At 66.9% G+C, this 22,210-nt stretch carries 15 protein-coding genes, 1 tRNA gene and 1 pseudogene; 8 read left to right on the top strand and 9 right to left on the bottom strand.

The annotated features are described in order from the left end of the window. The first annotated feature begins 31 nt into the window (after positions 1-31). Entirely contained in the window at positions 32-2,842 is a 2,811-nt protein-coding gene (locus EV644_RS47590) for a helix-turn-helix transcriptional regulator (RefSeq protein WP_158293003.1), read from the top strand. A 37-nt stretch (positions 2,843-2,879) separates the two neighbouring features. On the opposite strand, the gene EV644_RS33970 is transcribed toward EV644_RS47590, so the two are convergent. The 3 genes from EV644_RS33970 to EV644_RS33960 form a co-directional block, all read right to left on the bottom strand. After that, positions 2,880-3,182: a hypothetical protein gene (locus EV644_RS33970; protein WP_132193844.1), complete on the bottom strand. Its 303-nt coding sequence runs from the start codon at positions 3,180-3,182 to the stop codon at positions 2,880-2,882. A 586-nt stretch (positions 3,183-3,768) separates the two neighbouring features. Beyond that, positions 3,769-5,451 (bottom strand): energy-dependent translational throttle protein EttA, encoded by a 1,683-nt coding sequence (ettA, locus tag EV644_RS33965; RefSeq protein WP_132193846.1) that lies wholly within the window; start codon positions 5,449-5,451, stop codon positions 3,769-3,771. A gap of 361 nt (positions 5,452-5,812) precedes the next feature. Further along, positions 5,813-6,334: a single-stranded DNA-binding protein gene (locus EV644_RS33960; protein WP_132193848.1), complete on the bottom strand. Its 522-nt coding sequence runs from the start codon at positions 6,332-6,334 to the stop codon at positions 5,813-5,815. 224 nt (positions 6,335-6,558) lie between these two features. On the opposite strand from EV644_RS33960, the gene EV644_RS33955 reads away from it, so the two are divergent. Both EV644_RS33955 and EV644_RS47935 read left to right on the top strand, forming a co-directional pair. After that, positions 6,559-7,206: an SRPBCC family protein gene (locus EV644_RS33955; RefSeq protein WP_241999162.1), complete on the top strand. Its 648-nt coding sequence runs from the start codon at positions 6,559-6,561 to the stop codon at positions 7,204-7,206. Next, the gene (locus EV644_RS47935) at positions 7,092-7,439 is read left to right on the top strand and encodes an ADP-ribosylglycohydrolase family protein (RefSeq protein ID WP_369410575.1); all 348 of its coding nucleotides are present in this window, start codon (positions 7,092-7,094) and stop codon (positions 7,437-7,439) included. Before EV644_RS33955 ends, EV644_RS47935 begins: the two co-directional genes overlap by 115 nt. 36 nt (positions 7,440-7,475) lie before the next feature. Here EV644_RS47935 and EV644_RS33945 read toward each other — a convergent pair whose 3' ends face one another. The 3 genes from EV644_RS33945 to EV644_RS33935 all read right to left on the bottom strand — a co-directional run bounded on the left by EV644_RS33945 (position 7,476) and on the right by EV644_RS33935 (position 14,203). Continuing rightward, positions 7,476-9,146, bottom strand: coding sequence for a GTPase (locus EV644_RS33945; protein ID WP_241999165.1), 1,671 nt, complete (start codon positions 9,144-9,146; stop codon positions 7,476-7,478). Continuing rightward, positions 9,143-12,610, bottom strand: coding sequence for a dynamin family protein (locus EV644_RS45640; protein WP_199240146.1), 3,468 nt, complete (start codon positions 12,608-12,610; stop codon positions 9,143-9,145). Before EV644_RS45640 ends, EV644_RS33945 begins: the two co-directional genes overlap by 4 nt. Positions 12,611-12,700: 90 nt before the next feature. Next, positions 12,701-14,203, bottom strand: a complete 1,503-nt coding sequence (locus EV644_RS33935) for a PrsW family intramembrane metalloprotease (protein ID WP_132193850.1) — start codon at positions 14,201-14,203, stop codon at positions 12,701-12,703. A gap of 208 nt (positions 14,204-14,411) precedes the next feature. Here EV644_RS33935 and EV644_RS33930 point away from each other — a divergent pair. The 3 genes from EV644_RS33930 to EV644_RS33920 all read left to right on the top strand — a co-directional run bounded on the left by EV644_RS33930 (position 14,412) and on the right by EV644_RS33920 (position 16,985). Beyond that, positions 14,412-14,488 (top strand) — tRNA-Arg (locus EV644_RS33930). A 154-nt stretch (positions 14,489-14,642) separates the two neighbouring features. After that, positions 14,643-16,001 carry a site-specific integrase gene (locus EV644_RS33925; protein ID WP_199240145.1) on the top strand — a complete coding sequence of 453 codons (1,359 nt, stop codon included), beginning with the start codon at positions 14,643-14,645 and terminating at the stop codon, positions 15,999-16,001. An 84-nt stretch (positions 16,002-16,085) separates the two neighbouring features. Continuing rightward, complete coding sequence (locus EV644_RS33920; protein WP_132193852.1) at positions 16,086-16,985, top strand: hypothetical protein; 900 nt, start codon at positions 16,086-16,088, stop codon at positions 16,983-16,985. Between the two features lie 1,257 nt (positions 16,986-18,242). On the opposite strand, the gene EV644_RS48300 is transcribed toward EV644_RS33920, so the two are convergent. Together EV644_RS48300 and EV644_RS46765 are read right to left on the bottom strand one after the other, a co-directional pair. Continuing rightward, a complete protein-coding gene (locus EV644_RS48300) occupies positions 18,243-18,680 on the bottom strand; it encodes an abortive infection family protein (protein ID WP_500789604.1) in 438 nt (145 codons plus the stop codon). Between the two features lie 75 nt (positions 18,681-18,755). Beyond that, positions 18,756-19,172 (bottom strand): annotated as a pseudogene (locus EV644_RS46765) (AbiJ-related protein); the annotation flags it as partial. A gap of 277 nt (positions 19,173-19,449) precedes the next feature. On the opposite strand from EV644_RS46765, the gene EV644_RS33910 reads away from it, so the two are divergent. Continuing rightward, on the top strand, positions 19,450-19,866 hold the full coding sequence (locus EV644_RS33910; protein ID WP_132193856.1) for a hypothetical protein: 417 nt from the start codon (positions 19,450-19,452) through the stop codon (positions 19,864-19,866). A 139-nt stretch (positions 19,867-20,005) separates the two neighbouring features. Beyond that, complete coding sequence (locus EV644_RS33905; protein WP_132193858.1) at positions 20,006-20,827, top strand: TIGR02391 family protein; 822 nt, start codon at positions 20,006-20,008, stop codon at positions 20,825-20,827. A gap of 464 nt (positions 20,828-21,291) precedes the next feature. Here EV644_RS33905 and EV644_RS33900 read toward each other — a convergent pair whose 3' ends face one another. After that, entirely contained in the window at positions 21,292-22,065 is a 774-nt protein-coding gene (locus EV644_RS33900; protein WP_241999167.1) for a class I SAM-dependent methyltransferase, read from the bottom strand. Positions 22,066-22,210 lie beyond the last annotated feature (145 nt).

Here is a 22,210-nt window from a genome sequence, read left to right as displayed (position 1 = left end):
TCGCTGGGTGACCTGGGCGCATGATGGTGAGGTGGGCACGGACCTGGTGGGCCGCGAGCACGAACTTGCGCTGCTCGGCAACCTGATCGCCGAACTGCCGACGGCGTCGTCGGTGGTGATCGTCACGGGTGAAGCCGGCATCGGCAAAACGGCGGTGATTCACAGCGTCTCGGACGATTCCACCACAGTGGGACTGCGGGTACTGCGTGGAGCGTGTGCGCCGATGTCGGGCGCGGTGGCCTACGGGGGCCTCGACGCGGCGTTGTCGTCGGTACGGATTGTCGCCGACGAGGCCTATGCGTCAGCCTCGGAAGGAAGGGCTCGGGCCGTCGAGGCAATGCTGACCAAGCTGGGCGAGTTCGCCGACGACGGTGTCGTCCTGGTCGTCGAGGATGTTCACTGGGCGGATACCTCGACCCTGGATTTCTTGGCGCATCTCAGCCGCAATCTGCCCAAGTCGGGGCTACTGGTACTGCTCAGTTGGCGGGACGAAGACACAGACACCGAGCACTCGCAATGGCTGGGCGAGCAGCTGCGCAATCCCATGATCATCGACCTGCCGCTTCGACGGCTGACGTTCGAGGAGACCATGCAGCAGCTGTCCGGCTATCCCGCGGAGATCGGCGCAGCTGTGTACGGCCGCAGTGCGGGCAACCCCTATCTCAGTGCCGAGCTGGCCCGTGGTGGCGCGCGGCCGTCGGCGTCGTTGCGGCAGGTTCTGGGGTCGAGGCTCGACGCAGTTCACCCGCCGGCTCGTTGGGTCGTCGGCGTTGCCGCGACGCTGGGCCGGACGCTGACTGATGACGAACTGCTGGTCGCCGCTGCGGGCGACGAGGATGCCGTCACCCAGGCCTACGAAGCGGGCCTGATGGTGCGTGACCCTCAACAAGGATCGACCGCACGTCACCCGGTGCTTGCCGAGATCGCCTACGAGCGGCTGCTGTCCGGCGACCGCCGGTTGCTGCACACCCGGATGGCGGAGCACCTGGCGGCCTCACTGCCCGCGCATCCGAGTGCGGGCGCCGTCGCCGAGGTGGCCGCGCAGTACGGGGGCTCAGGAAACGTGGATCAGGCACTCGGCTGGGCGGTCCGAGCCGCGGAGGCAGCCGAGCACGGTTACTCGATCGCGGAGGCCGGTCACTGGTACGCCGTCGCAGCGTCTCTGTGGGAGCGCGCCGACGGCGCCCGCTCTCAGGCACCCCCGAAGTTGAAGCTGCTCGACGCGGCGGCGACCCATCTCGGCGCGGTCGGCCAGGCGGACAGGGCCATGGCGCTGCTGGACTTCGACCTGTCCGCAGAGCCAGGTGCCGGCGACCCGGGCGCCGCCGATCTGATCGCGCGCGCGGCACTGACGCGGAGCTGGTTGGGAACGGTGCTTGGGGACACCGAGCGCGCGTTACGCGATGTCGAACTGGCCGAGCGACTGACGTCGTCAGACGACGAGGTCACCTGGGCACGGATCCACGGGCGTCGCGCGATGGCGCTGGGAACGTGTTCTCGGTGGGAGGAGGCGTTGACCTCTGCGACGATGGCGCTCGACCTCGGAACCAGGTGCGCGGACCTCCGAACGGTGGGCACCGCTCATTTCCTGCTGGGAGTCGCGGCGGTCGTGGCAGGCAATACCCCCGAAGGCTTCGAGCACCACGAGGTCGCGCTCGCGACCGCCCGGCGGGCCGCTGAACCTGAGGACCTCGCGCTGGCGGGCATCGGCCTGACCGATCTGCACTGGCGCCTCGGTGACGCGGACCAAGCAGCCCGGGTTGCGCACGTCGTACGGGCCGAGGTGCGTCGGCTCATGCTGGGTCGGCACTGGCTCGAGGACATCATCGACACCAATGTCGTCCTGGCGCTCTACGAGTCGGGGCGGTGGGACGAGGCGCTGACGTGGCCCTCCGACCCGTCGGTGCCGTCAAAACTGGGCCTGCTTCAGGCGGCGCTGGCTCTGATTCACCTGGCGCGCGGTGAAATCGCGGCTGCCGAGGAGATGCAGGCACAGGGAGCAGCCCTGGCCGAGCGGGACCAGCCATTGTTCTTGGGGATGTATGGCCAGGTCCAAGCCAGCCTTCTGCTCCAGACCGGCCACGCTGACGAGGCGCTCGAGTTGACGTTGTCGATCGCCGAGACCGTGCACGGGACCCCAGACGAGGCCGACGAGGCCGACCTTTTGCTCGCCGGGCTCGCTGCCGCAGCCGCAGCCGCCGCGCCAACAGCTCTGGAGCGGCTGGTCTCCCTTCTCGGCGAGGCGACCAAGGGCAGAACCGGGGCCGCGGTGACCGCCGTGGTCGATGGCGAGCGGTCGCGCGCCGCGGGCGTGCCACGCGCCGAGCCATGGCTGATCGCAGCAGACGAGTGGGCCACACTCGGCCGGCCGTACGACGAGGCGCGGGCACGGCTCCGCGCGTCGGAGGCGCTACTCGAGCGCCAGACCGGCTCGGACGCTCGACGCCTGGCGGCCGAGGAGCTCGGTGCTGCGCGTCAGTTGGCGAAGAACCTCTGCGCCGCGCCTCTTCTTGAGGACATAGACCACCTCGTACGCCTGGCCCGCGTCGATCTCGAGCCACGCCCGGACCGCGGCCGGGCGGCTCGCCGCCCCAGCGAACCGGCGTCGGACGCCATTGCCTGGCCGCCGCCTCTGACAGAACGCGAGCAACAGGTACTCTGCCTGCTCGCCGACGGTCTGACCAACCGTGAAATCGGCGCCGCGCTCTTCATGAGCCCCAAGACAGCCAGCGTGCACGTCACCCACCTGATGGAGAAGTTCGGCGTCCACAGTCGAGTCCAGGTCGCCGCCATGGCCGCCCGCCTCGGCCTCGACAAGCAACCCCCGCCACCGCCGTCCTGACCCTGCCCGGCTCGTCAATCCGTTGCGACTGCAGGATTCAGGCGATGTGTGCGTGGCGACGTCGATACAGCCACATGCCGGCGATGGCGACACCGGCACCCCCGAGCGCCGTCACGCCGGCCTGGAGTACGTCGACGCCATTGTCATCTGAGGACGTGCCGACCGCCGCTCCCTCCAAAGCGGTGACCCCGGCCTGTGGGTAGTACGCCGAGACCAGCGAATCGTGCGGCACAACCCCGCCCCGCTCTTCCGGGAGGATCGCGGAGGCATCGACCGCCCCAAGCGTCGTGACACCAACTGCGAGTGCGACTGCAGCGAGGACGGAACTTCGGTGGTTCATAGCCCCTCCTTGGCGAACTCCCCCTGTCCTCACCACATTCAGCGTCCATCCACTCCCGCCACATCGTTCGCCCGCCCAAACCTCGTCAGCCATGTCCTTAGTCACCCCGCCCATGTTCCTTAGACACCACCACCGCCAAGAGGCGCCCTTCTTCCGCCCGTGGTTGGTTGGCCACAGAACGTGCTGGTGTCCGACACCATCGCCACGACCATCGGTTACGCGGCGGAGAAGACGCCGCCGCTCCGCTGGTCCGAACTCGCGGACACTTTGCATCGAGGCCGCACAGCCGAGACGACCCGGTACCGCCAACTGACTCACCCAGGACGAGTCTGTGGTCGTCTCAGCCGCCCTCGGCTTGCGCGCCGGACTGGTCGAGTCCTCGCCGCAGGAGGACCCAGCCGTTGCGCGGAACGAGTCGCAATGGGCCCAGATCGACGAAGAACTCCGCCCTTGGTACGCCGCTGCGCACCGAGCCGTGCTGGGGTGCGCGCGAATACCGCCCAGACTCCGAGGCGACGATCAGCTGATGCAACAAAGAGGGCCCACGACCGACGGGTGTCGGCGTGGGCCCTCTCGAGGACTGTTGTCAGTCGCGGGTCAGCTTGCGGTAGGTGACTCGGTGCGGGCGGGCAGCTTCGGCGCCCAGGCGCTCGACCTTGTTGGCTTCGTAGGCGGCGAAGTTGCCTTCGAACCAGAACCACTTGGACGGGTCGTCGTCGGTGCCTTCCCAGGCGAGGATGTGGGTCGCGACGCGGTCCAGGAACCACCGGTCGTGGGAGATCACCACGGCACAGCCGGGGAACTCGAGCAGCGCGTCCTCGAGCGACTGCAGCGTCTCGACGTCCAGGTCGTTGGTCGGCTCGTCGAGCAGCAGCAGGTTGCCACCCATCTTCAGCGTCAGGGCCAGGTTCAGCCGGTTCCGCTCACCACCCGACAGCACGCCGGTCGGCTTCTGCTGGTCCGGGCCCTTGAACCCGAACGACGCCACGTACGCGCGGCTCGGCATCTCGAAGTTCGCGACCTTGATGTAGTCGAGCTCGTCGGACACCTGCTGCCAGACCGTCTTCTTCGGGTCCAGCCCGCCGCGCGACTGGTCGACGTACGAGATCCGGACCGTGTCGCCCAGCTTCAGGCTGCCGTTGTCCGGGGTCTCCTCGCCGACGATCATCCGGAACAGGGTCGACTTGCCGACGCCGTTGGGGCCGACGACGCCGACGATGCCGGCGCGGGGCAGCGAGAAGCTCAGGCCGTCGATCAGCTTGCGGTCGCCGAAGCCCTTCTCCAGCTTGGTCGCCTCCAGCACCGTGCTGCCCAGTCGCGGACCCGCCGGGATGTTGATCTCGTCGATGTCCAGCTTCTTCGAGCGCTCAGCCTCGGCTGCGAGCTCCTCGTACCGCGCGAGGCGGGACTTGCTCTTGGTCTGCCGGGCCTTCGCGTTCGACCGGACCCACTCGAGCTCGCGCTCCAGGATCTTCTGCCGCTTCGCGTCCTTGCGGCCCTCGACGACGAGCCGCTCCTGCTTGGTCTCCAGGTACTTCGAGTAGTTGCCCTCGTACCCGTACGTGCGGCCGCGGTCGAGCTCGAGGATCCACTCGGCGACGTTGTCCAGGAAGTACCGGTCGTGGGTGATCGCCAGGACGGCGCCCGGGTACTTCTGCAGGTGCTGCTCGAGCCACAGCACGGACTCGGCGTCCAGGTGGTTGGTGGGCTCGTCCAGCAGCAGCAGGTCGGGCTGCTGCAGGAGCAGCTTGCACAGTGCGACCCGGCGACGCTCACCGCCGGACAGGGTGTCCACCAGCACGTCCGGCGGCGGGCAGCGCAACGCGTCCATCGCCTGCTCGAGCTGAGCATCGACGTCCCACGCGTTGCGGTGGTCGAGCTCGGTCTGCAGGTCACCCATCTCGGCGAGCAGCGTGTCGTAGTCCGCGTCCGGATCGGCCAGCTCGGCGGAGATCTCGTTGAAGCGGTCGAGCTTCCTCTTGGTGTCGCCGACCCCTTCCTCGACGTTCTCCAGCACCGTCCTGCCCTCGGTCAGCGGAGGTTCCTGCAGCAGGATCCCTACCGTCGCACCCTCGGCCAGCCGCCCCTCACCGTTCGAGGGCTGATCCAGCCCCGCCATGATCTTGAACAGCGAGGACTTGCCGGTGCCGTTCGGCCCGACGACCCCGATCTTCGCGCCGGTCAGGAAGTTCAGCGTGACGTTGTCGAGAACGACCTTGTCGCCGTGCGCCTTCCGGACATTGCGAAGCGTGTAAATGAATTCCGCCATGCCCCAGAGCCTATGCGCTCGCCCCCTCCCAACCCCAACCGCCCGTCCACGCGCTAACCCACACCAGTCGGCCCACCCCCACAACAAGTCACCACCACCTCCACAAGCGCAACCCACGGTGACTCGGCTCACACCTCATGAACCGGGACACCACCGGGCACACGTGGTGCCTACCGTGTGCGCCCGACCGCGCGCGTGACCAGGACGGGACCACATGCCGATGGCTGACCTCGCACTGCGCCCGGCGGCTGTCCACGTGTGCCCGGCCGTGTGGAGTGCGGCCGGCCAGCCCGCGGGTGACCTGTCGCGGCCGGGGGCCCCGCGCGGTGCCTGCCCCGCAGAACGACAGCCTGCAGGCTCTTCAGGCTGCTTGTTGTTCTGAGGGGTCGGGTAGGGCTGCCAGTTCTTCTGCGGGGAAGGGGTGGGGTTCGTCGTGGGGGTGGTCGGTTTCGGCTTGGGTGGAGAGGTCTCGCATCTCGACATCGAGGGTGGAGGGGGCTTCGGGGAGTTGGGTCTGGGGTGGGTTCTTGGTGAAGGCGGTCGTGCCTCGGGTGAGGTCATGGCCGACGGAGAACGCGTCGAGGACCGTGCGGCTCTTCGTCTGGCCTTCTTCGAGCCACTCCGTGGTCTTGAGGCGGCCGGTGACGACGACCGGTTGGCCTCGCCGCAAGGATTCGTTGACGTTCTCGGCGAGGGTCCGCCAGCACTCGACGGTGAACCAGGTGGTCGGCCGGTCGACCCAGGCCTGTTTGGTCCGGTCGTACTGGCGTGGGGTGGTTCCGAGCCGGAAGGAGGCCAGCGCCACCCGGCCCGAAACCTCCTTGAACTTGATGTCGCTGCCAACCCGGCCCTGCAGGGTCAGATAGGTCTCGCCGACGCTCATGTCATGCACCTTCCCTTCGGTCTCTTCTGTGCTGACACCAGAGAAGATGCACGTCTCGCACCCCGATTCAGGCTCCGACTTCGCAACCTGGGGACAACTCGCTATCTCAGCCTTGACTTATATAAGTGAAACCCGGCAGTCTTGGTCCCAATCAGGCCACGTACCCCGGACCGCCCGGCGCTGAGGCGTCCGCAGGCGAGAGCCGTCCGAAGAGAGGGAAGACAGTGATCGACATCCTCGAGCAGATCAACGCGATCCATCGCCAGGTCAGTCAGACCGGCGAGGAGGTCCGCGTGGTGCTCCAGCGCACCTACCAGGCAGAGGTCGACGAGGTCTGGAACGCGCTCACCGATCCCGAGCGGATGCGCCGCTGGTTCATGCCGATCAGCGGCGAGCTGAAGGTCGGCGGCAGCTTCCAGCTCGAAGGCAACGCCGGCGGCGAGATCCTCGAGTGCGAGCCGCCGGAGCGGTTCAAGGTCACCTTCGGCGGCCCGGCCAGCATCGTCGAGATCAAGCTCACGGCGGGACTGGGCGAGACGACCAACCTCCAGATGGACCATTCGGTGCCCGCCGAGTTCGGTGGTGCCGGTGGTGCGATGTACGTCGGCCCGGGCTGGGACGGCGGGTTGATGGGCCTCGCCCTCTACGTCGAGGGTCAGCTCGCCGAGGACGTCGACCCGACCGAGATGGCCAACTCCCCCGAGGTCATCGAGTTCAGCAAATACTCGATCCGCGCCTGGCTCAAGGTCCTCCGCGAATCGGGCCTGATCAGCGACGAGGAAGTCCAGGCAGCCGCCGAGGCCTCCGTCGCCCAGTTCACCCCGGGAACTTCAGTAGCCGACATCGACAACCTGGAAGACCCGGCCAAGTAACCCGCGCCTGTACTGCGGAGCCGCCGCCCGGCGGTCCCGCAGTACAGGTCGAGAGCGGGGTCACCGACTATGAGCAGGCCTTCTGGACCACCGCCGGCGCGGGCGGAGACATCGACACGACTTGTGCCATCGTCGGCGGGATCGTCGCCGCACACGTCGGCTTCGACGGACTACCCGAGCACTGGCGCGCATCGTGCGAGCCACTCCCCGACTGGGTCAGGACCACGAGGTAGACCCAGTACTGCGGACCGCGTGGTCCGCAGTACAGGTCAGGAGCGCGCGATCGCCAGTTTGTCGCGGCAGATGGTGTAGGCGTCGAGCTCTTCGCGGGCCGGGGCGATGACGTGGCTGTCGGCAACCGTCTCCAGCTCGCCGCGGAGGGCCTTCGCGACCAGGCGGGCGCGGCGGCCGGCGCCGGTGGAGGCGAACAGCCGGCAGGCGGCCGATACCGCGACACCCAGCAGTGCTCCGCCGATCAGCATGATCGTGGCGTACGGGATCCCCTGCCACTTCGGCAGCGCCAGGTCCTCCGCCTGCAGGAAGGCGGACAACAGCAACCACACCGCTCCACCTAGCGCGACCAGGAAGAGCAGCCACTGCAGGAACCGCGCCGCCACCCACCAACTGGGGTTGTTGCTTGCCCCGAGGTCAGTACGCGCCACTGCCTGGTCCAGCTCGTCTCCGAGGGACTCCTCGCGCTTGCGGATCGCAGTACGGACCGAGTCGGCCCAGGGGCGGGACAACCCGCCTGCGGCCTTGTTGGTGATGTTGCGGACGGCCGTGTCCATCCGGGCCCGCTGCACGGGTGTTGCCGCAGGCAACGACGACCGCGCGATCGAGACCTCGTTGGACGCCGACTTCCGCAGCGCCTTGCTCTGCTGCCTCGGCACCTGGTCCAGGTGCAACCGGCGCAGCGGATCGGGCCGAAAGCGGTCGAGCCACTTCGTGACGGGCCAACCCGTCGCTGCTCTGGCCCGCTGCAGGTACGACCGGCGTACGGCCTCGACCACGACCGGGACGCCACTCGCGTCGGCCAGCGCGTCCACCAGCTCGGTGATGTCGGACTTGGCGATCTCGGGCGTCTTGGCGTTGCCACACTGGCTCGCCATCCGGTCCGAGACCCGGTCGACGTCCGCGGCCAGGCGCTCGCGTGCGGCCCGCTTGGCGTTGACCCGCTTGACCAGCAGCGTCCGCAGATCGTCCAGCCCGGCACCACTCACCGCCGACGTGGCAACGATCGTCGGGCTCTCCAGGCCGTCCGACTTCAGCAGCCGGGTCAGGTCGGCCACGCAGCTCTTGCGCTGCTCGTCGGTCAGCCTGTCGGCATGGTTGAGTGCGAACGCCATGATCGACGAGTGCGACGCGAACGGCTTGATGTAGCGGTTGTGCAGCGCGGCGTCGGCGTACTTCTGCGGGTCGACGACCCAGATCAGTACGTCGACCAGCTCCACCAGGCGATCCACGATCAGCCGGTGCTCCACCTCGGTGGAGTCGTGGTCGGGCAGGTCCAGCAGGACCAGTCCGTCCAGATCCTCCGACTGCGCTTCCTCCAGCGAGCTGCGGTGCTGCACCTGGTGACGGCGCGGGATCCCCAGCCAGTTCAGGAGTTCACCGGCGGGCTCCTCACCCCACACACAGGCCAGCGGCATCGAGCTGGTCGGGCGGCGAGTGCCGATCGCGGCCAGGTCCAGCCCCGTCAGCGCGTTGAACAGCGACGACTTGCCCGAACCGGTCGCACCGGCCAGCGCGACCACGGTCAGGTCGCCGGACATCCGGAGCCGTTGCCCGGCCCGGTCCACGATCTGCGAGGCCTCGCTCAGGACCACCTGGTCCAGCCGTCCCCGACCGGCCTCGGTGGCGTCCTCGAGCGCCTCGATCTTCGTCAGGACATCGGTAGAGCCCCTCACCAGGCCCTTGACCGTATCCACTAATCCCGTCACGTGCAGTCCTCCACCGCGCGCGCGGCCTCCGTCAGTCGCCTGGGTGTGTCGGGATCGACCGGATGCTGGTCGAGCACAGCCAGATAGCGGGCGAATTCGGCATCCATCAGGGCATGAACCTTACCGTCAAGGTCGTCGCGGGCCTTGGCAGCCAGGGTACGAACCGCCTGGTCGCCGAACACGGCCTCCAGCAGCTTCTGCCCGACCACCGCGGTTCCGAGTCCGGCACCCACCTCGGCGCCGGTGGGGATCTCCGCAGCACTGGCGAAGATGACGACCATCAGGGAGAGGCCGAGACCATTCACCCCGTACGCCAGGATGCGCGCGGTGGAACGCTTGTCGGCGCCCTCCTTGCGCACCAGGTCGAGCACGTAGCCCTGCCACTCACGTACTGCGCGGCCTGCCTCGGCAGGGAACTCCTTCGACATGCGGCCCATGTCGCGGTCGCCCGCTGCCAGCAACTGGCGTCCGGAGGCCGTCGACTGCCACGACTCCTCGGCCCGCTCCGCTGCCGCCTCGGCGTGCTCTCGCAGCAGGGACTCGAGCCCGGATTCCACCGCGTCGTTGAGGTTCCGCGTCGGCGGCGGCTTGCCCACCACCGAAGTACGGACCTTGTCGCGCATCCGGCCGACGTTGGTCTGCAGGCCCTTCAGCAGTTCACCCGTGCCGACGAACTCCTGCCAGCGCGCGAGCACCTCACCGCGCAGCATGGTGCCGTCCTGGGTCGCCTTGGCGATGTCCTTGACCGCCCGCTCGTACGCCGTCTCGGCGGTCTGCCGGAGATCCGCCGCGGTGTCCGCCTGGGCCCGAACGGCCTTGGCGAACGCGGGCGTCTGCTTCGTCATCGCGGTGACCGCGCCGTGCAGGGTCCGCCGTACGACGGCCGACCGGGCCTCGGCGTCCGCCGCCAGGTCGATCAGCCAGTCCTTGATCGAGGCAACCAGCTCGGACGGCAGCATTCCGTTGCCGTCGACTACGGTCTCCTTGATGCTGAACAGCGGCGAGTCACCCAGGCCGCGTTCGAGCAGCATCTGCGCGAGATGCCCGGTGATGTCGTCGATCGTGTCGCCCGGCGCCCGGTCGAGCACCACCGCGACCGCCGTACTCCGGTCCGACGCGCTCTGCAGGAAATCCCACGGCACGGCATCGGCGTACCGCGCGGCAGTGGTCACGAACAACCAGAGGTCCGCCGCGGCCAGCAGTTGGGTGGCGAGATCCCGGTTCGCCTCGACCACCGAGTCGATGTCGGGGGCATCGAGAATCGCCAGGCCCTGCGGAACGGTGTCGGAGGCAACCAAGCGGATCTGCCCGGGGTCCTCCATCCCGCCCGGGCTGTCACCGCTGGAACGCGCCATGCCGGGCAGCACCCGGTCCCCGGCGAACCATTCCGCGTCGGCCGGGTTGTGGATCAGGACCGGCGACCGCGTGGTCGGCCGGAGTACGCCGGGCTCGCTGACGACCTGGCCGATCAGGGAGTTCACCAAGGTCGACTTGCCGGCGCCGGTCGAACCACCGACAACGGCGAGCACCGGAGCCTCGAGCTGAACCAGCCGCGGCAGGATGTAGTCGTCGAGCTGGTCGAGCATCGCCTTCTGCTGCTGCCGGGCCTCATCAGCCTCCACAACGTCCAGTGGCAGGCGACTACTGGCCAAAGCACCCCGAAGCCGCATCAGCGCAGTAATCAACGCCATAGCCGCCTGCTCGGCAGCAACCTCCTCCACCGACTTCTCAGCCGGCGCCTCCACCAGCTCCTTAGCAGCCTGCCCCTGAGCCTTCCCAGCCCCCGCAGCCGCCGCCTGCTCGGCATCACCATCAGACTCGCCGTTGCCCGGCTCTTCGTCCGCTGCAGCCTCATCGCCGCTCGTAGAGTCGCCGTCAACTGCAGACTCTCCGGCGACAGCCCCCTCGCCCTCGGCTGCAGGCTCCTGATCGCCTGGGTTCTCGGCTGCAGGCTCCTGATCGCCTGGGTTCTCGGCTGCAGGCTCCTGATCGCCTGGGTTCTCGGCTGCGGGATCCTCCGGAGCCTGTACGTCGTCGGCAGGCGCGCCCTCGGCCGCGCCTTCATCAGATGCGTCCCCGGACCCTTCAGCAGCAAGCTCGCCGTCAGCCTCCTCGGCCGGCGCCTCATCAGTGGGCACAGCCTCACCGGCCGCATCAGCACCGGCCTCAGCCTGCACGACCGCCGCCTCAGGCCCGTCATCAACCGCGTCTGCCTGCTCCCCAGCAGGTTCGTCGGCAGCACCCCCCACGGGGTCGCCCTCGTCGGCCTGCTCGGCAGATGCGTCGTCGGCAGCCCGCTCGGCAGACGTGTCCTCGGCAAGAGCGTCCTCGGCGGGCACGCCGTCGGCAGCCTGCTCGACCTGCGGCTCAGGGGCGTCGTCGGCAGGCGCATCGTCGGGTCCCTCAGCCGCAAGCGCGTCCTCGGCAGCCTGATCAGCGGGCGCGCCGTCAGCAGCCTGCTCGGCGGCGGCATCGTCGGCAGCCTCCTTCCCGGCAACCTGCTCGGCAACAACCTCATCGGCCTGTGCCTCGTCAGCCTGTGCCTCGTCAGCGGGCACAGCCTCATCGGCCGCATCACCAGCAGCCCCAGCCTGTTCGACCTCCGGCTCAGGCCCGCCCTCATCCGCGTCGGTCGTCTCCGCAGCAGTTTCGGTCTTCTCCGCAGCAGGTTCGTCGATAGCACCCTCGGCCGACGCCCCGTCAGCCGCAACTTCGATTGCCGGATCGTCGACTGCAACACGGTCGGACGATTCCTCGGCCGACTTCGCGGACTTCTTCTTCGAGGCCGACTGCTTGGGGAGGCCGATGATGATCTCGCCGTACTCCATCGGGAACCCGTCCGGCGACTCATCGGGCTCGTACACAACCCCGACCGTCGGCCGCGGCTCCCCGACCTTCTTCTCAGCAACAACCTCCGAGCCGTCAGCTTCAGAAGCCTCGGGCTCGCCGACAGCAGTCTCGTCAGCGGCCACGTCCTCAGCCGCCTCGTCCTTCTTGCCCGCACCTTCTTCTGCCGCGTCAACCACCTTGGCGTCAGCTTCAGCGCCCTCAGCCTCAACGTCGGACTCCGCGTCAGCAGCGTCCTTCACCTCGGCAACGTCATCCCCGGACTCGACCTTCTTGTCCTGGGCATCCGCAGGTTTGTCGTCCACGACCGCCTTCACGGCATCAGCAGGAGCCACCTCGGCGGACGGCTCCACCGAGCCACCCTCGGGCGCGTCCGCAGTACCGGCCGCGGCGACCGTAGTACTGACCGCGGCGGCGGCGTCCGTAGTACTGACCGCGACCGGGGCGTCCGCAGTACTGGCCGCCTTGCGTTTGCGGCGGCGCCAGAATCCTTTGCCTTTGGCATCGGTTTCAGTGATCAGCCTGGGGAGGTCCTGGGCAGGCTGATCCTGGGCCGGAACCTTCGGCTCTCCCGAACGCTCCGAACCCTCACCAGCTGCTGACCTGGTGTCAGCCACGGCTACCGCCCACGAGCACAGAGTGCCCGGTAGGACAGCGCAGAAGCAAAGTCATCTTCATCCCCGTTTGGCGGCGTGGACGGGTGGCAGTCACTGCGACGGTGGATAGGGACCGTATCCTCCCGGCGGTCCTTGTGGTCCAGGGGGTCCCGGCGGGTAACCGGGCTGGGCCGCTGGGTAGCCGGGTTGCCCCGGTGGATACCCGCCCTGCTGACCGTTCGGGTACCCAGGTTGTTGCCCGTTCGGGTACCCAGGCTGGGGCTGTGGATAACCCCCGGGCGGATATCCACCCGGGGGCGGTCCGGCCTCGAACCGCGGCTGGGTGAGCGGCACCTGGGGCGGTCCGGCCTGGGCGAACGCGGGCATCGGCGGGAACGGCACGCTCGGGCGCCGGGCCCGGAGCTCGTCGAGCAACTGCTTCTCCGTCACCAGCGCCTCCGGCCCGATCACCTGGCGGACGATCTTGTCCCGCAGATAGGCGAGCTCCGTCGCGTTCTGCTGGAAGGCCTTCGCCGAGGCCTCGGCCTGTACGCCGTACCGCCTGGCGTTCTGGCGGAGCGCCTTGCGGCCGCGCAGGGTGGCGATCAGCGGCACGTCCTGCGGGACCAGCCAGCCGAAGCGCACGTAGTCGTACAGCCGGGACGCGATCATCTGCCCCTCGCGGGACCGCATCACCAGGGCGAACACGACCATGCCGATGAAGATCGGCACCATCAGGAACAGGTACACGGTGATGAAGCCGCCGCCACCGGCCCAGCTCGCACCGCCGTTCCACAGCCCGTGGGCGAGCACCGCGGCGAGATAGCCGACAACCGGGGCCAGGAAGCGCACGGCCGTACTGCGGTGCCGTACGGCGATACCTATCCCGATCGCGGTGAACGACGTGAAGAGTGGATGCGCGAACGGGGAGATCAGTCCGCGGATCACGAACAGCACGAACGCGCCCCGGAGTCCGGCGTCGCTGCCGGCCTCCTCGGACAACTGGTTGAAGATGCGACCGTAGTACAGGATGTTCTCGGTGAAGGCGAAGCCGACGCCCACCATGCCGGCGTACACGAGTGCGTCGATGATCCCGTCGAACTCCTTGCGGCGCAGCAGAGCCAGCAGCAGGATGATCGAGCCCTTAGCGAACTCCTCCACCGGCGGCGCCACGAACACCGCGGACCGGTTGCCGCCGCTGCCGGTCTCGTGCATCCACTCCGACACCTGGGTGTTGATGAAGATGGCCGCCAGGGTCGCGATGAAGGCACCCCAGCAGAGTGCCACCAGAATGTACTTGGCCGGCTCCGGCTCGTAACGGTCCAGCCAGAGATAGAGCGCGATCACCGGGATGACCGGGATGAAGGCGAAGATGAGTCCCCACGTGAAGCCGCCTGCGCCGGTGGACTTGGCCACGATCGCGAAGATCGCCAGCCCGGCGATCGCGAACACCACCGCGATGCCGACACCGATCAGGATCCCCTGGTTGCGCCGCTGCCCGGGCACCGGGTGGGTGCCAAGGGTGTTCGGCTGCTTGGGCGGGCCGCCGGGCGTGTAAGCCGACCCAGCCACCGGTTGCGGCGACTCGGTCGGGCCTGGAGAGGGGTAACTCATGCCCGCAGCCTAGTTGTACACCCCCCACCGTCGCAGGACAGCCCACGCAGCGTTACCGGGATGGAACGACAACCTCGTACTTACCGGTAGCCAGAACCCGTACGCCGTACGCCGCGCCGCCTCCCCCGGGGACGCACCCAGGAACCCACGAGCACGATCACCCCGCCATCTGAGAGACTCTGATCCGTGCCGGGCCCACCCCGGCCGAGCGCCCGTAGCTCAGCTGGATAGAGCGTCGGACTTCTAATCCGTTGGTCGCAGGTTCGAATCCTGCCGGGCGCGCCACGCCGTGACCTGGGAATATGCTTCGCAGGAGATATACGAACGGTGCTCTTGGGAATCCAATTGGGAATCCGGCCGCTCTAGACTCCTCTCTATGGCAGGTCGAACGGGGCAGCGCGGCCACATCGAGAACCACGGCACCAGGTTCAGAGCCGTCGTGTACGCCGGTCGGGATCCGCTGACTGGCAAGAAGCGATATCTCAAGAAAACAAGCGATACAGAGAAGCAAGCACAGGTCGAGCTGACCAAGCTTCTCCACCAGGTCGACGAACAGCGGCAGCCCCGCAGCGGGATCACGGTCAGCCATCTCATCGACAAGTGGTTCGAAGTCCAGGAGCACGAGGAGAGCACCCGTAAGACGTACGAGGGCCTTGTCAAGAACTACATCGATCCGGTCTTCGGCTCGATACAAGCGGCAAAGCTCGATGCCGAGCTACTCGAGACGTTCTATGCCCGGTTGCGCAAATGCCGGAAGCTCTGCGACAGCAGGAAGAGCCGAGTAACGCACGAGTGCGAGCCGCTCTCGAACAGTTCCGTTCGGCAGATCCACGCCATCCTGCGAGGGTCACTCGACCGCGGCGTTCGCTGGACATACTTCGCTGTCAACGCTGCCGAGCTCGCCTCACCCCCACGGGCAAAGAAGAGCACGCCAGATCCACCATCCGCCGAGGAAGTCGCGGCGATCCTCAACGAGGCGTGGCGAGACCCGGACTGGGGTCTCCTGCTGTGGCTCGTCATGGTCACCGGCTGCCGGCGCGGGGAGCTGTGCGCCGTGCGATGGTCGGACGTCGACCTCGATCGCAAGAAGATCGCGCTCGAACGCTCAGTGACCCGCAGCAACCAGAGCCCAACTGGCCTGAAGGAGAAGCGCCCGAAAGGCGACAAGGAACGCCGCCTGACGCTGGATCCGTATACGGTCGGCCTGCTACGGGCGCATCGACTCGCTACCGAAGGTCAGTGCAACGAGCTCGGCACGAAGATGGCCCGCGATGCCTTCGTCTTCTCGTTGACACCTGACCATGCCGAACCCATCAGGCCCGACACCGTGACCCAGCGATACAGGCGGCTCGCGATTCGGAACAAGCTGCGCAGCACCAGGTTCCACGCGCTGAGGCACTACTCGGCAACTGAGCTCCTGACCGGCGGTGTCGACCTCAAGACCGTCTCGGGACGCCTCGGGCACCAGAGCGGCGCGACGACTCTGCGGTTCTACGTGGCATGGCAAGAAGCCACCGACGGCGCCGCAGCTGACACCATCTCCAACCTCATCCCGCGACCTGAGACGACACCACGCTGGCCGCACGAAATCATCGCCTTCGATCTCCGCAAAGCAATTGCCGATGGCACCTACCCGGTTGGGTCTTCTCTGCCGATGAACGAAGACATCCGGGTGAAATACAAGGTTGCCACCGGCACAGTCAGCCGCGCAGTACATCAACTGCGGGACGAGGGGCTTCTTCGGGTCGTATCCGGCAAGAGACCCAAGGTGATCGCAGTTCCTACACCAACGGCATAGCGGTTGTTGCCTAGAGCACCGGTACCGATTGTTGCGCCACGGCATACCTGGACGGAAACACTCGGCCGCGGCACTGTAAATGGCATGGACCTCGACGCGATGGCTGTGGAGCTGTACGGGCTCGACCCGGACCAGTTCACAGCTGCCCGCAACGAGAGGGCAAAGGAAGCCAGAGCCGCCGGAGCAATTGCGGTCAGCAACCAGATCAAGACGCTGCGCAAGCCGACCCTGGCGGCCTGGCTGACCAATGTCCTGGTCCGCACCGACCCCGACGGTGTCAACGACCTCACCCAGCTCGGCGACGAGCTCCGCGCCGCCCACCTGGCTGCCGACGGCGCCCGGCTGCGGGAACTGACTCCTCGCCGACACATCCTGGTCCAGGAACTGGTGACGACTGCCCGCAGCCGCGCCAAGGATCGGGGACGATCCGTGAGCCAAAGCGTCGCGGACCGCCTGACCGAGACCCTGGACGCCGCTCTGATCGATCCCGGTGCAGCACTACTGGTGCGCAGCGGCCAACTGACCAGTGCGCTGCGCCATGTCGGGTTCGGTGTCGTGGACGAGACCGGCGAGCCGGCCAAGTTCGCACCGATGAAGCCCAGAGCGGTCCGAAGCACGCCCACGAAGCGGCCCGCCAAGCAGGCCGCTCCCCCGCCGCCCCCTGCTCTCCATCAGGCACTAGAACGCAGGCGCGCGGAACTAAGAACCCGTGCGGAAGAGTCTGAGAACGAGTACGCCGAGGCTGAGGCGGAGCGGGCCGAGGCCGAGTCGCTGCTTGACGCGAACCAGCACCAGCTGGCCGACCTGACCGCCACAATCGAGCGGCTCAATGAGGAGCTCGAACAGGCTCGCCGGCAACTGAGGACGGCACAGCGGCAGACCGCGCGCCTCGAGCGCAGCCTGGACCGTGCGACCCGTACCGCGGCGGCCGCACAGCGGCGCAGAGACACCAACCACCAGCGCCTCGCCGACCTCGATGGCTGACGACGGCCGGACATGGCCTCCGCCACCTGAAAGGATCGTCCGCCCGAATCTGCCGATGTCCGGAACCGTGTGTAGTGCGCCAATCCGGGCGGCAGCAGTAGCGACTCCCTAGCGCACGTTCGGGTGCATCCGCGAGCCAGTCAGATCATCTCGAGCCGCGACCAGGACTCGGTTCCGAATCTCCTGCACGCGTTCAACCCACGCCCTCGGGAGACCCCTTTCCTTCACGCACGGACTCCTGCATCAAGAGCCTTACAGCAGGACTGAACTTTTCCCCGGTCACAAGTCGCTCGACCGCCGCATCGTAGTCGGCAACGCATGCTTCGATGACTGGTTGTCATCCATGCTCGATTGTGTCGCGGCTCGTGTTCGAAGACCAGATGTGCCGTGGCCCGCATGCAGCGTCCGGGCGGGCCACGCACACTGAGCAGGTCGCCCGTAGCCGCGATCCGCGCGGTCGTGTTGATGAGCGGGCGCCTTCAGGCTCGGAAGGCCTGGCCTTTAGGGCGGCCATGCCGGATCTGTTCGAGTGACCAAGCGTCGTCGGAGTAGTCGTCGAATGCGTATCCGCCCTCGGCCAGTAGACGCTCAACAAGGTCACGCACCTCAGCTTGGTAGTCCCCGCGACCGGAAACACGAACCTCGACCCAGACCCCCGCGAGTTCATCCCTCACCTGCCGCAGGGGCGTCCACCTCAGACGCGGAGAACGAGCCCTCGTCCTCCAACCCGTGGATTAGGTCTTGCGCAGATTCGTAGCGGGTCAGACTGACTTCAAGCCGTCGATCGGAAACCCCGAACCATTCCGACCCTGCACGTTCACCCAAGCTATCGAGCATGGACGTCAGCCGACGCAGGTCCATGCCCGGGAACACCTGCACCGACCTCATGGCCGACAGCGTCTCAGCCGCGCACCAGGCGTGCACGTAGCCGCGATGCGGGCGTTGGCGGCCGCGGGGACTCGATCCGCCGGCCCAGGCGATTATGAGAGCCATAGCAGCACCAACACTGGTCAACTCCAGGCTCCGCTAGTCAGGTTCCCCACCTCATCTAGTCACCTTGCCAACGCCGTTTGACACCATTTCGCGTCACGACTCGCGTCACGCGTCGGCCGGCTGGGTCGGCCGCAGGCAAGAGGTCCAGAACCCGAACGGATACGACGTAATGAGCGCTGACCTCTTCTGACCGCCACAGAAGCCGCATCTGCCAAGCTGCGGCGCGCCAGACGCCCTGCGAGCGAGCCGATAACGGATCCAATGTCAGCCTGGCTTCTCGCGGTCCTGCCACGTGTCGAATAGGAATTCGGTAAGAGCGACGGCGGCATTGAACGCAAGGCGGGCGTGGCGCTCGAGGGCCGGGCTTGGCGTCGTACGGCCGTGCCCGCGGCCAAGCGTATTGCGGAGTTCGGCGAGCCCGAAAACGGTGGTATTGAGGGCGCCGAGGGTCTTCTTGGCGGCCTCGCTGCCCTTGGTGCTGTCCGGGACGGACTCCCGGTTCAGCGAGAGTTCGGTCGCCACCTTTTTGTACAGGTCGCCGAGGTCATCCTTGTTGCCGTAGACGATGCCGCGCTTCTCGAGGATGAGCTTGTAGGTCGTTTCGACGAGCTCCTTGGCGCTGGCGATCGTGGCAGGCGGGTCGGTGCTGATGGTGCGCTGAATGCTGTCGAGGTGATCCTGAAGCGCGGTGTGGTCGTCCAGGAGGGTGCGCGTCGAGAGCTTGAGCGCGGTCGCGGGGGTGTGGCTTGCGGTGACGCGGATGCCGGCGTAGATCGGGTGACCGCTGATGAAGCTCGTCGGAGACAACTGGTATCCGTCGGCGCGGAGGTGAGTGTTGAACTCAGCGACGAGCTTGCCAACCTCGTCGGAGTCGGAACGAACGACGGGGTGGACAGTCTCGGCGAGGAACGCCAGGAAAGTGGGGTCGTCGCAGCCGGTGAGGTTGAACCGAGGGTCGGTGAAAATCCAGTCCTCCTCCCAGTCCCAGTTGTTGATGCGATGCTGACGGATGTCGGCCAGCGCTCAGGTGAAGCGGGTGTCGTACGACGGCAGATCGTTGGCGTTAGGCCAAATGCGGATCACGAAGTCGGGCTCGTCGAAGCGACCCGCCCACGCGACCTTCTCCATGGTCAGGTAGTCAAAGATGTTGCGGCGGGTGAGGCCTGTGATGGTGTTGGTCGACGTCTCGTTCATTGGGAAGACGATTCTCCCACCGCGCCTTCTCTGACGCCAAGGCCATCGCTTTACGCGAAGATGCCCAGATCTAGGAGCCGGGTGGCGTCCGTTGGTCACCTCATCGAGGCCAATCGAACGTACTGATGCCCTCGAGGACAGCGGTTCGTAGTCCTCGGCGGTGCGCTTCTTGGTGACCGAATAGATCTGCGCCTGCGCCTGGTCGACGACGTCGTCGCCCTCGCCCTCGCCCTCGCCCGCAAAACCTAGGCCGTCAGAGATGGCCTAGGGTCTCCGCATGCTTGATCGCGCTCTTGGCCCAGATGCAATCGCATCCCACGAGGCCGGCCATGATGTCGTGGGCGTGCACTTCGGACTCCAGGTGGAAGGCGTCGACCTGGTGCCGACGGGCAAGTATGCCGCGGTCACGCGCTTCGGGGCCGGAGAGCTGCAACGCCTCAATGGCGAGGACCTCGCCGTGATCGCCTACTCCGGCATCGGCGGCCAGCAAGTTGCCGTCGTGCACTGGAGCACCGAGGACTCCAACGACGACTTTAGGAAGTTTGGGGCCGGGGCCAAGCCTGACTGCCTCGACCGGGCGAAGACGATCCTGCGTGCGGATGCGCCGCTCTTCCAGCGAGTCGCTGCTCGCCTCAGGGATACGCTGGATAAAGAGCCGCGGTTCGTTCCGGTCGAGGAACTAATCCAGCCCTGAGGTACAGGTCTCGGCGCCACGAAATTAGCGCGTTCCAGAAGGCTTCGGCTGTGCCGGCGGCCCGGTGGAGCGTCAGATCACTAGGCGAACTGCTCCGTCGACCATGGCTTGAGCCGGAGACGAATACGAAAGAGGTGTCTTGACCGAGTCCAGGCAGGTTCCGATATTTGATCTACAGCTCACCGAGGCGGTCTGTGACGTCATCGCGCAAACTGGCGCTCCCGGCCTCAGCGTCTCGGAACTCGTCTCGGCTCTGCGGCCGGCGAAGCTGGATGGGCTCGACGACGGCCCCAACAAGCGCACCCGGCTGCTCACTACCCTGCACAACGCTCAGGTCCGTCGACACAGCGGCGCCACGCTGGCCGCATTCGTCAATGCTGCAATGCGTCCCTCCAGATACGTGCAAGACCACGATCGGTTCGAGGCCCTACGTGGAGAGCTCAACGCCGTCCTCGTGTTGTACGCGCTGCGCATAGACGAACAGGGCGGCCTAGCCAAGGGAGCCGCTGCCTCCACGCTTTCGGAGGGGGCGAAGCTCTCGGGCGAGCTCATGACTGAGCTGCGGCACCGTGGCTGCCACCCAGCACTGTTCGCCTACTGCTCGGAGGAACTCATCCGCCAATCGCTGTTTCACGCCATGAGTGAGGCTGCAAAGAGCATCCCCGACCGCGTCCGCCGTCACACCAAGTTGGCCGGCGACGGTGCCGCCCTGTTCGACCAGGTCTTCGGTACGAACGCGATGCAGCCCATGGTCCAGATCAACGCCCTCGCGAACGACTCGGATCTCAGCGAGCACAAGGGCTTCAAGAACCTCTTGCTCGGCATCCACGGGCACTATCGCAATCCCCGTGCCCACCGAACCCGACTCGGATCGACCGAGGATCGCGCTGACTTCTTCGACGCCTTCTCGCTGTTCTCCTACGTTCACCGCCGCCTCGATCGGGCCGGTGTAGGGCTCTGACTGGGCGGGCGGTCCGGTTCCCTCCGGTGCTGGGCAACACTGCCGCTGCTTCGTGGAGATAGGAAACTGAACGGAAGGAACAACTGGCAGACACGGGAATTCGTGAGCCGGGAGTCGGAGACAGGCAGTCTGGCTCGCCAGACCCGCCTCCCCGAGCAACCCTCGCGGAGACGAGCCGCTCTCTTAGTATGGGGAAATGACCGACGACGGGCTCAACCCGGATGACCCTCCGTCGCTGGTTGCCGACGCCCTCGGGTACAGCCACCAAGTCGCGTTCCTCCATGCTGAGAAAGCCGCAGAACCCTGGGCGCGCTACGCGGGCCGCCGTGTCCGCTCGCCGTAATGCACGCAGCAGGACTCCTCGTCCGAGGCGTTGCGTTGACCGCCTGAACCCGCACCGATGAGAGGGCGCAAGCGTCCTGCGAGCAACCGCGCGGTCCGGCCAGGGGCTGAGAGCCCGGTGTCTATACCTTGCTCGCGACCACCATGTAGTTCTCGGCCTCAAGATCGAACGTGCTCACTTCCGTCCGGAGTCCGACCCGTTGCAGCTCGACTTCGAGTTCCTCGTACCGGTAGGGCCAGCAGGACAGCAGTTCTGAGCGGACAAGAACCAATCCAGTCGCATCAACTTGCGCGATCGCAATCTCGATGTGGTGCTCCTCCTCCCAATGCGGCGCAATCTCCCAGCGGTAGACCACGACGGCATCGCGACCGTTCCGGCGGACGAGTCGGTCACTGATGTCGAGCCGGGAACCTCTGGCCCTCACGAGTTCCCAAGTGCGGGATGTGAGTACCAAGCGCCCGCCAGGGCGCAGAAGGCGTGACATCGACTCCAGAGCAGCACCCCTGCCTGTCGCGCCCGCGGCATGGTGAAGCGAGTTGCCAACGCAGAACACCATGTCGAACGTGTCGTCCTCGAAATGGTCGGGCAACTCTTCCCAGTTCGCCCGCACGGCCCGGACGGATGCCCCGAACTCCTCAGACAACTCTGCAGTCCGACGAACCATCGCTTCGCTGGCGTCAGTTGCGGCAACCTGCATGCCACGACCGGCGAGGCCAACCGCCAACTGTCCGGTTCCGCACGAACAGTCGAGGACGTGAGCGTTCGACGGCAGGAGACTGAGGAGGTCATCGAACGACGCAGCGAACTCGGCTGGAGGCAACTTTGCATCTGAGATGAGCCATTCGTACACCTCGGCAAGCACGTCATAATCCGTCACAACCACTACCTCCGTCACGCGGCAGACTCACGGTGGGACGTCAGTCCATCAGCGGAGCGAGCCGGGCACCATTGGTTTTCGCAGGGACAACCCGTCCGCGCATGCCCGCGGATAGCGCGAGCTGATCCGCTCGGTCATTCGCCGTGTTCGGCGCTTCGGAACT

This window comes from Kribbella orskensis (assembly GCF_004342085.1).
Taxonomy (GTDB): Bacteria; Actinomycetota; Actinomycetes; order Propionibacteriales; family Kribbellaceae; genus Kribbella; species Kribbella orskensis.
Note: the sequence above shows the minus strand (reverse complement) of the source record. Positions and strands in the feature narration are given on the sequence as shown.

Bases quoted from the DNA above. Each gene is read 5' to 3' on its own strand.
- EV644_RS33910 (WP_132193856.1), top strand. From the start codon at position 19,450: ATGCTTGATCGCGCTCTTGGCCCAGATGCAATCGCATCCCACGAGGCC.
- ettA (WP_132193846.1), bottom strand. From the start codon at position 5,451: ATGGCGGAATTCATTTACACGCTTCGCAATGTCCGGAAGGCGCACGGC.
- EV644_RS33935 (WP_132193850.1), bottom strand. From the start codon at position 14,203: ATGAGTTACCCCTCTCCAGGCCCGACCGAGTCGCCGCAACCGGTGGCT.
- EV644_RS33960 (WP_132193848.1), bottom strand. From the start codon at position 6,334: ATGAGCGTCGGCGAGACCTATCTGACCCTGCAGGGCCGGGTTGGCAGC.
- EV644_RS33920 (WP_132193852.1), top strand. From the start codon at position 16,086: ATGGACCTCGACGCGATGGCTGTGGAGCTGTACGGGCTCGACCCGGAC.
- EV644_RS33970 (WP_132193844.1), bottom strand. From the start codon at position 3,182: ATGAACCACCGAAGTTCCGTCCTCGCTGCAGTCGCACTCGCAGTTGGT.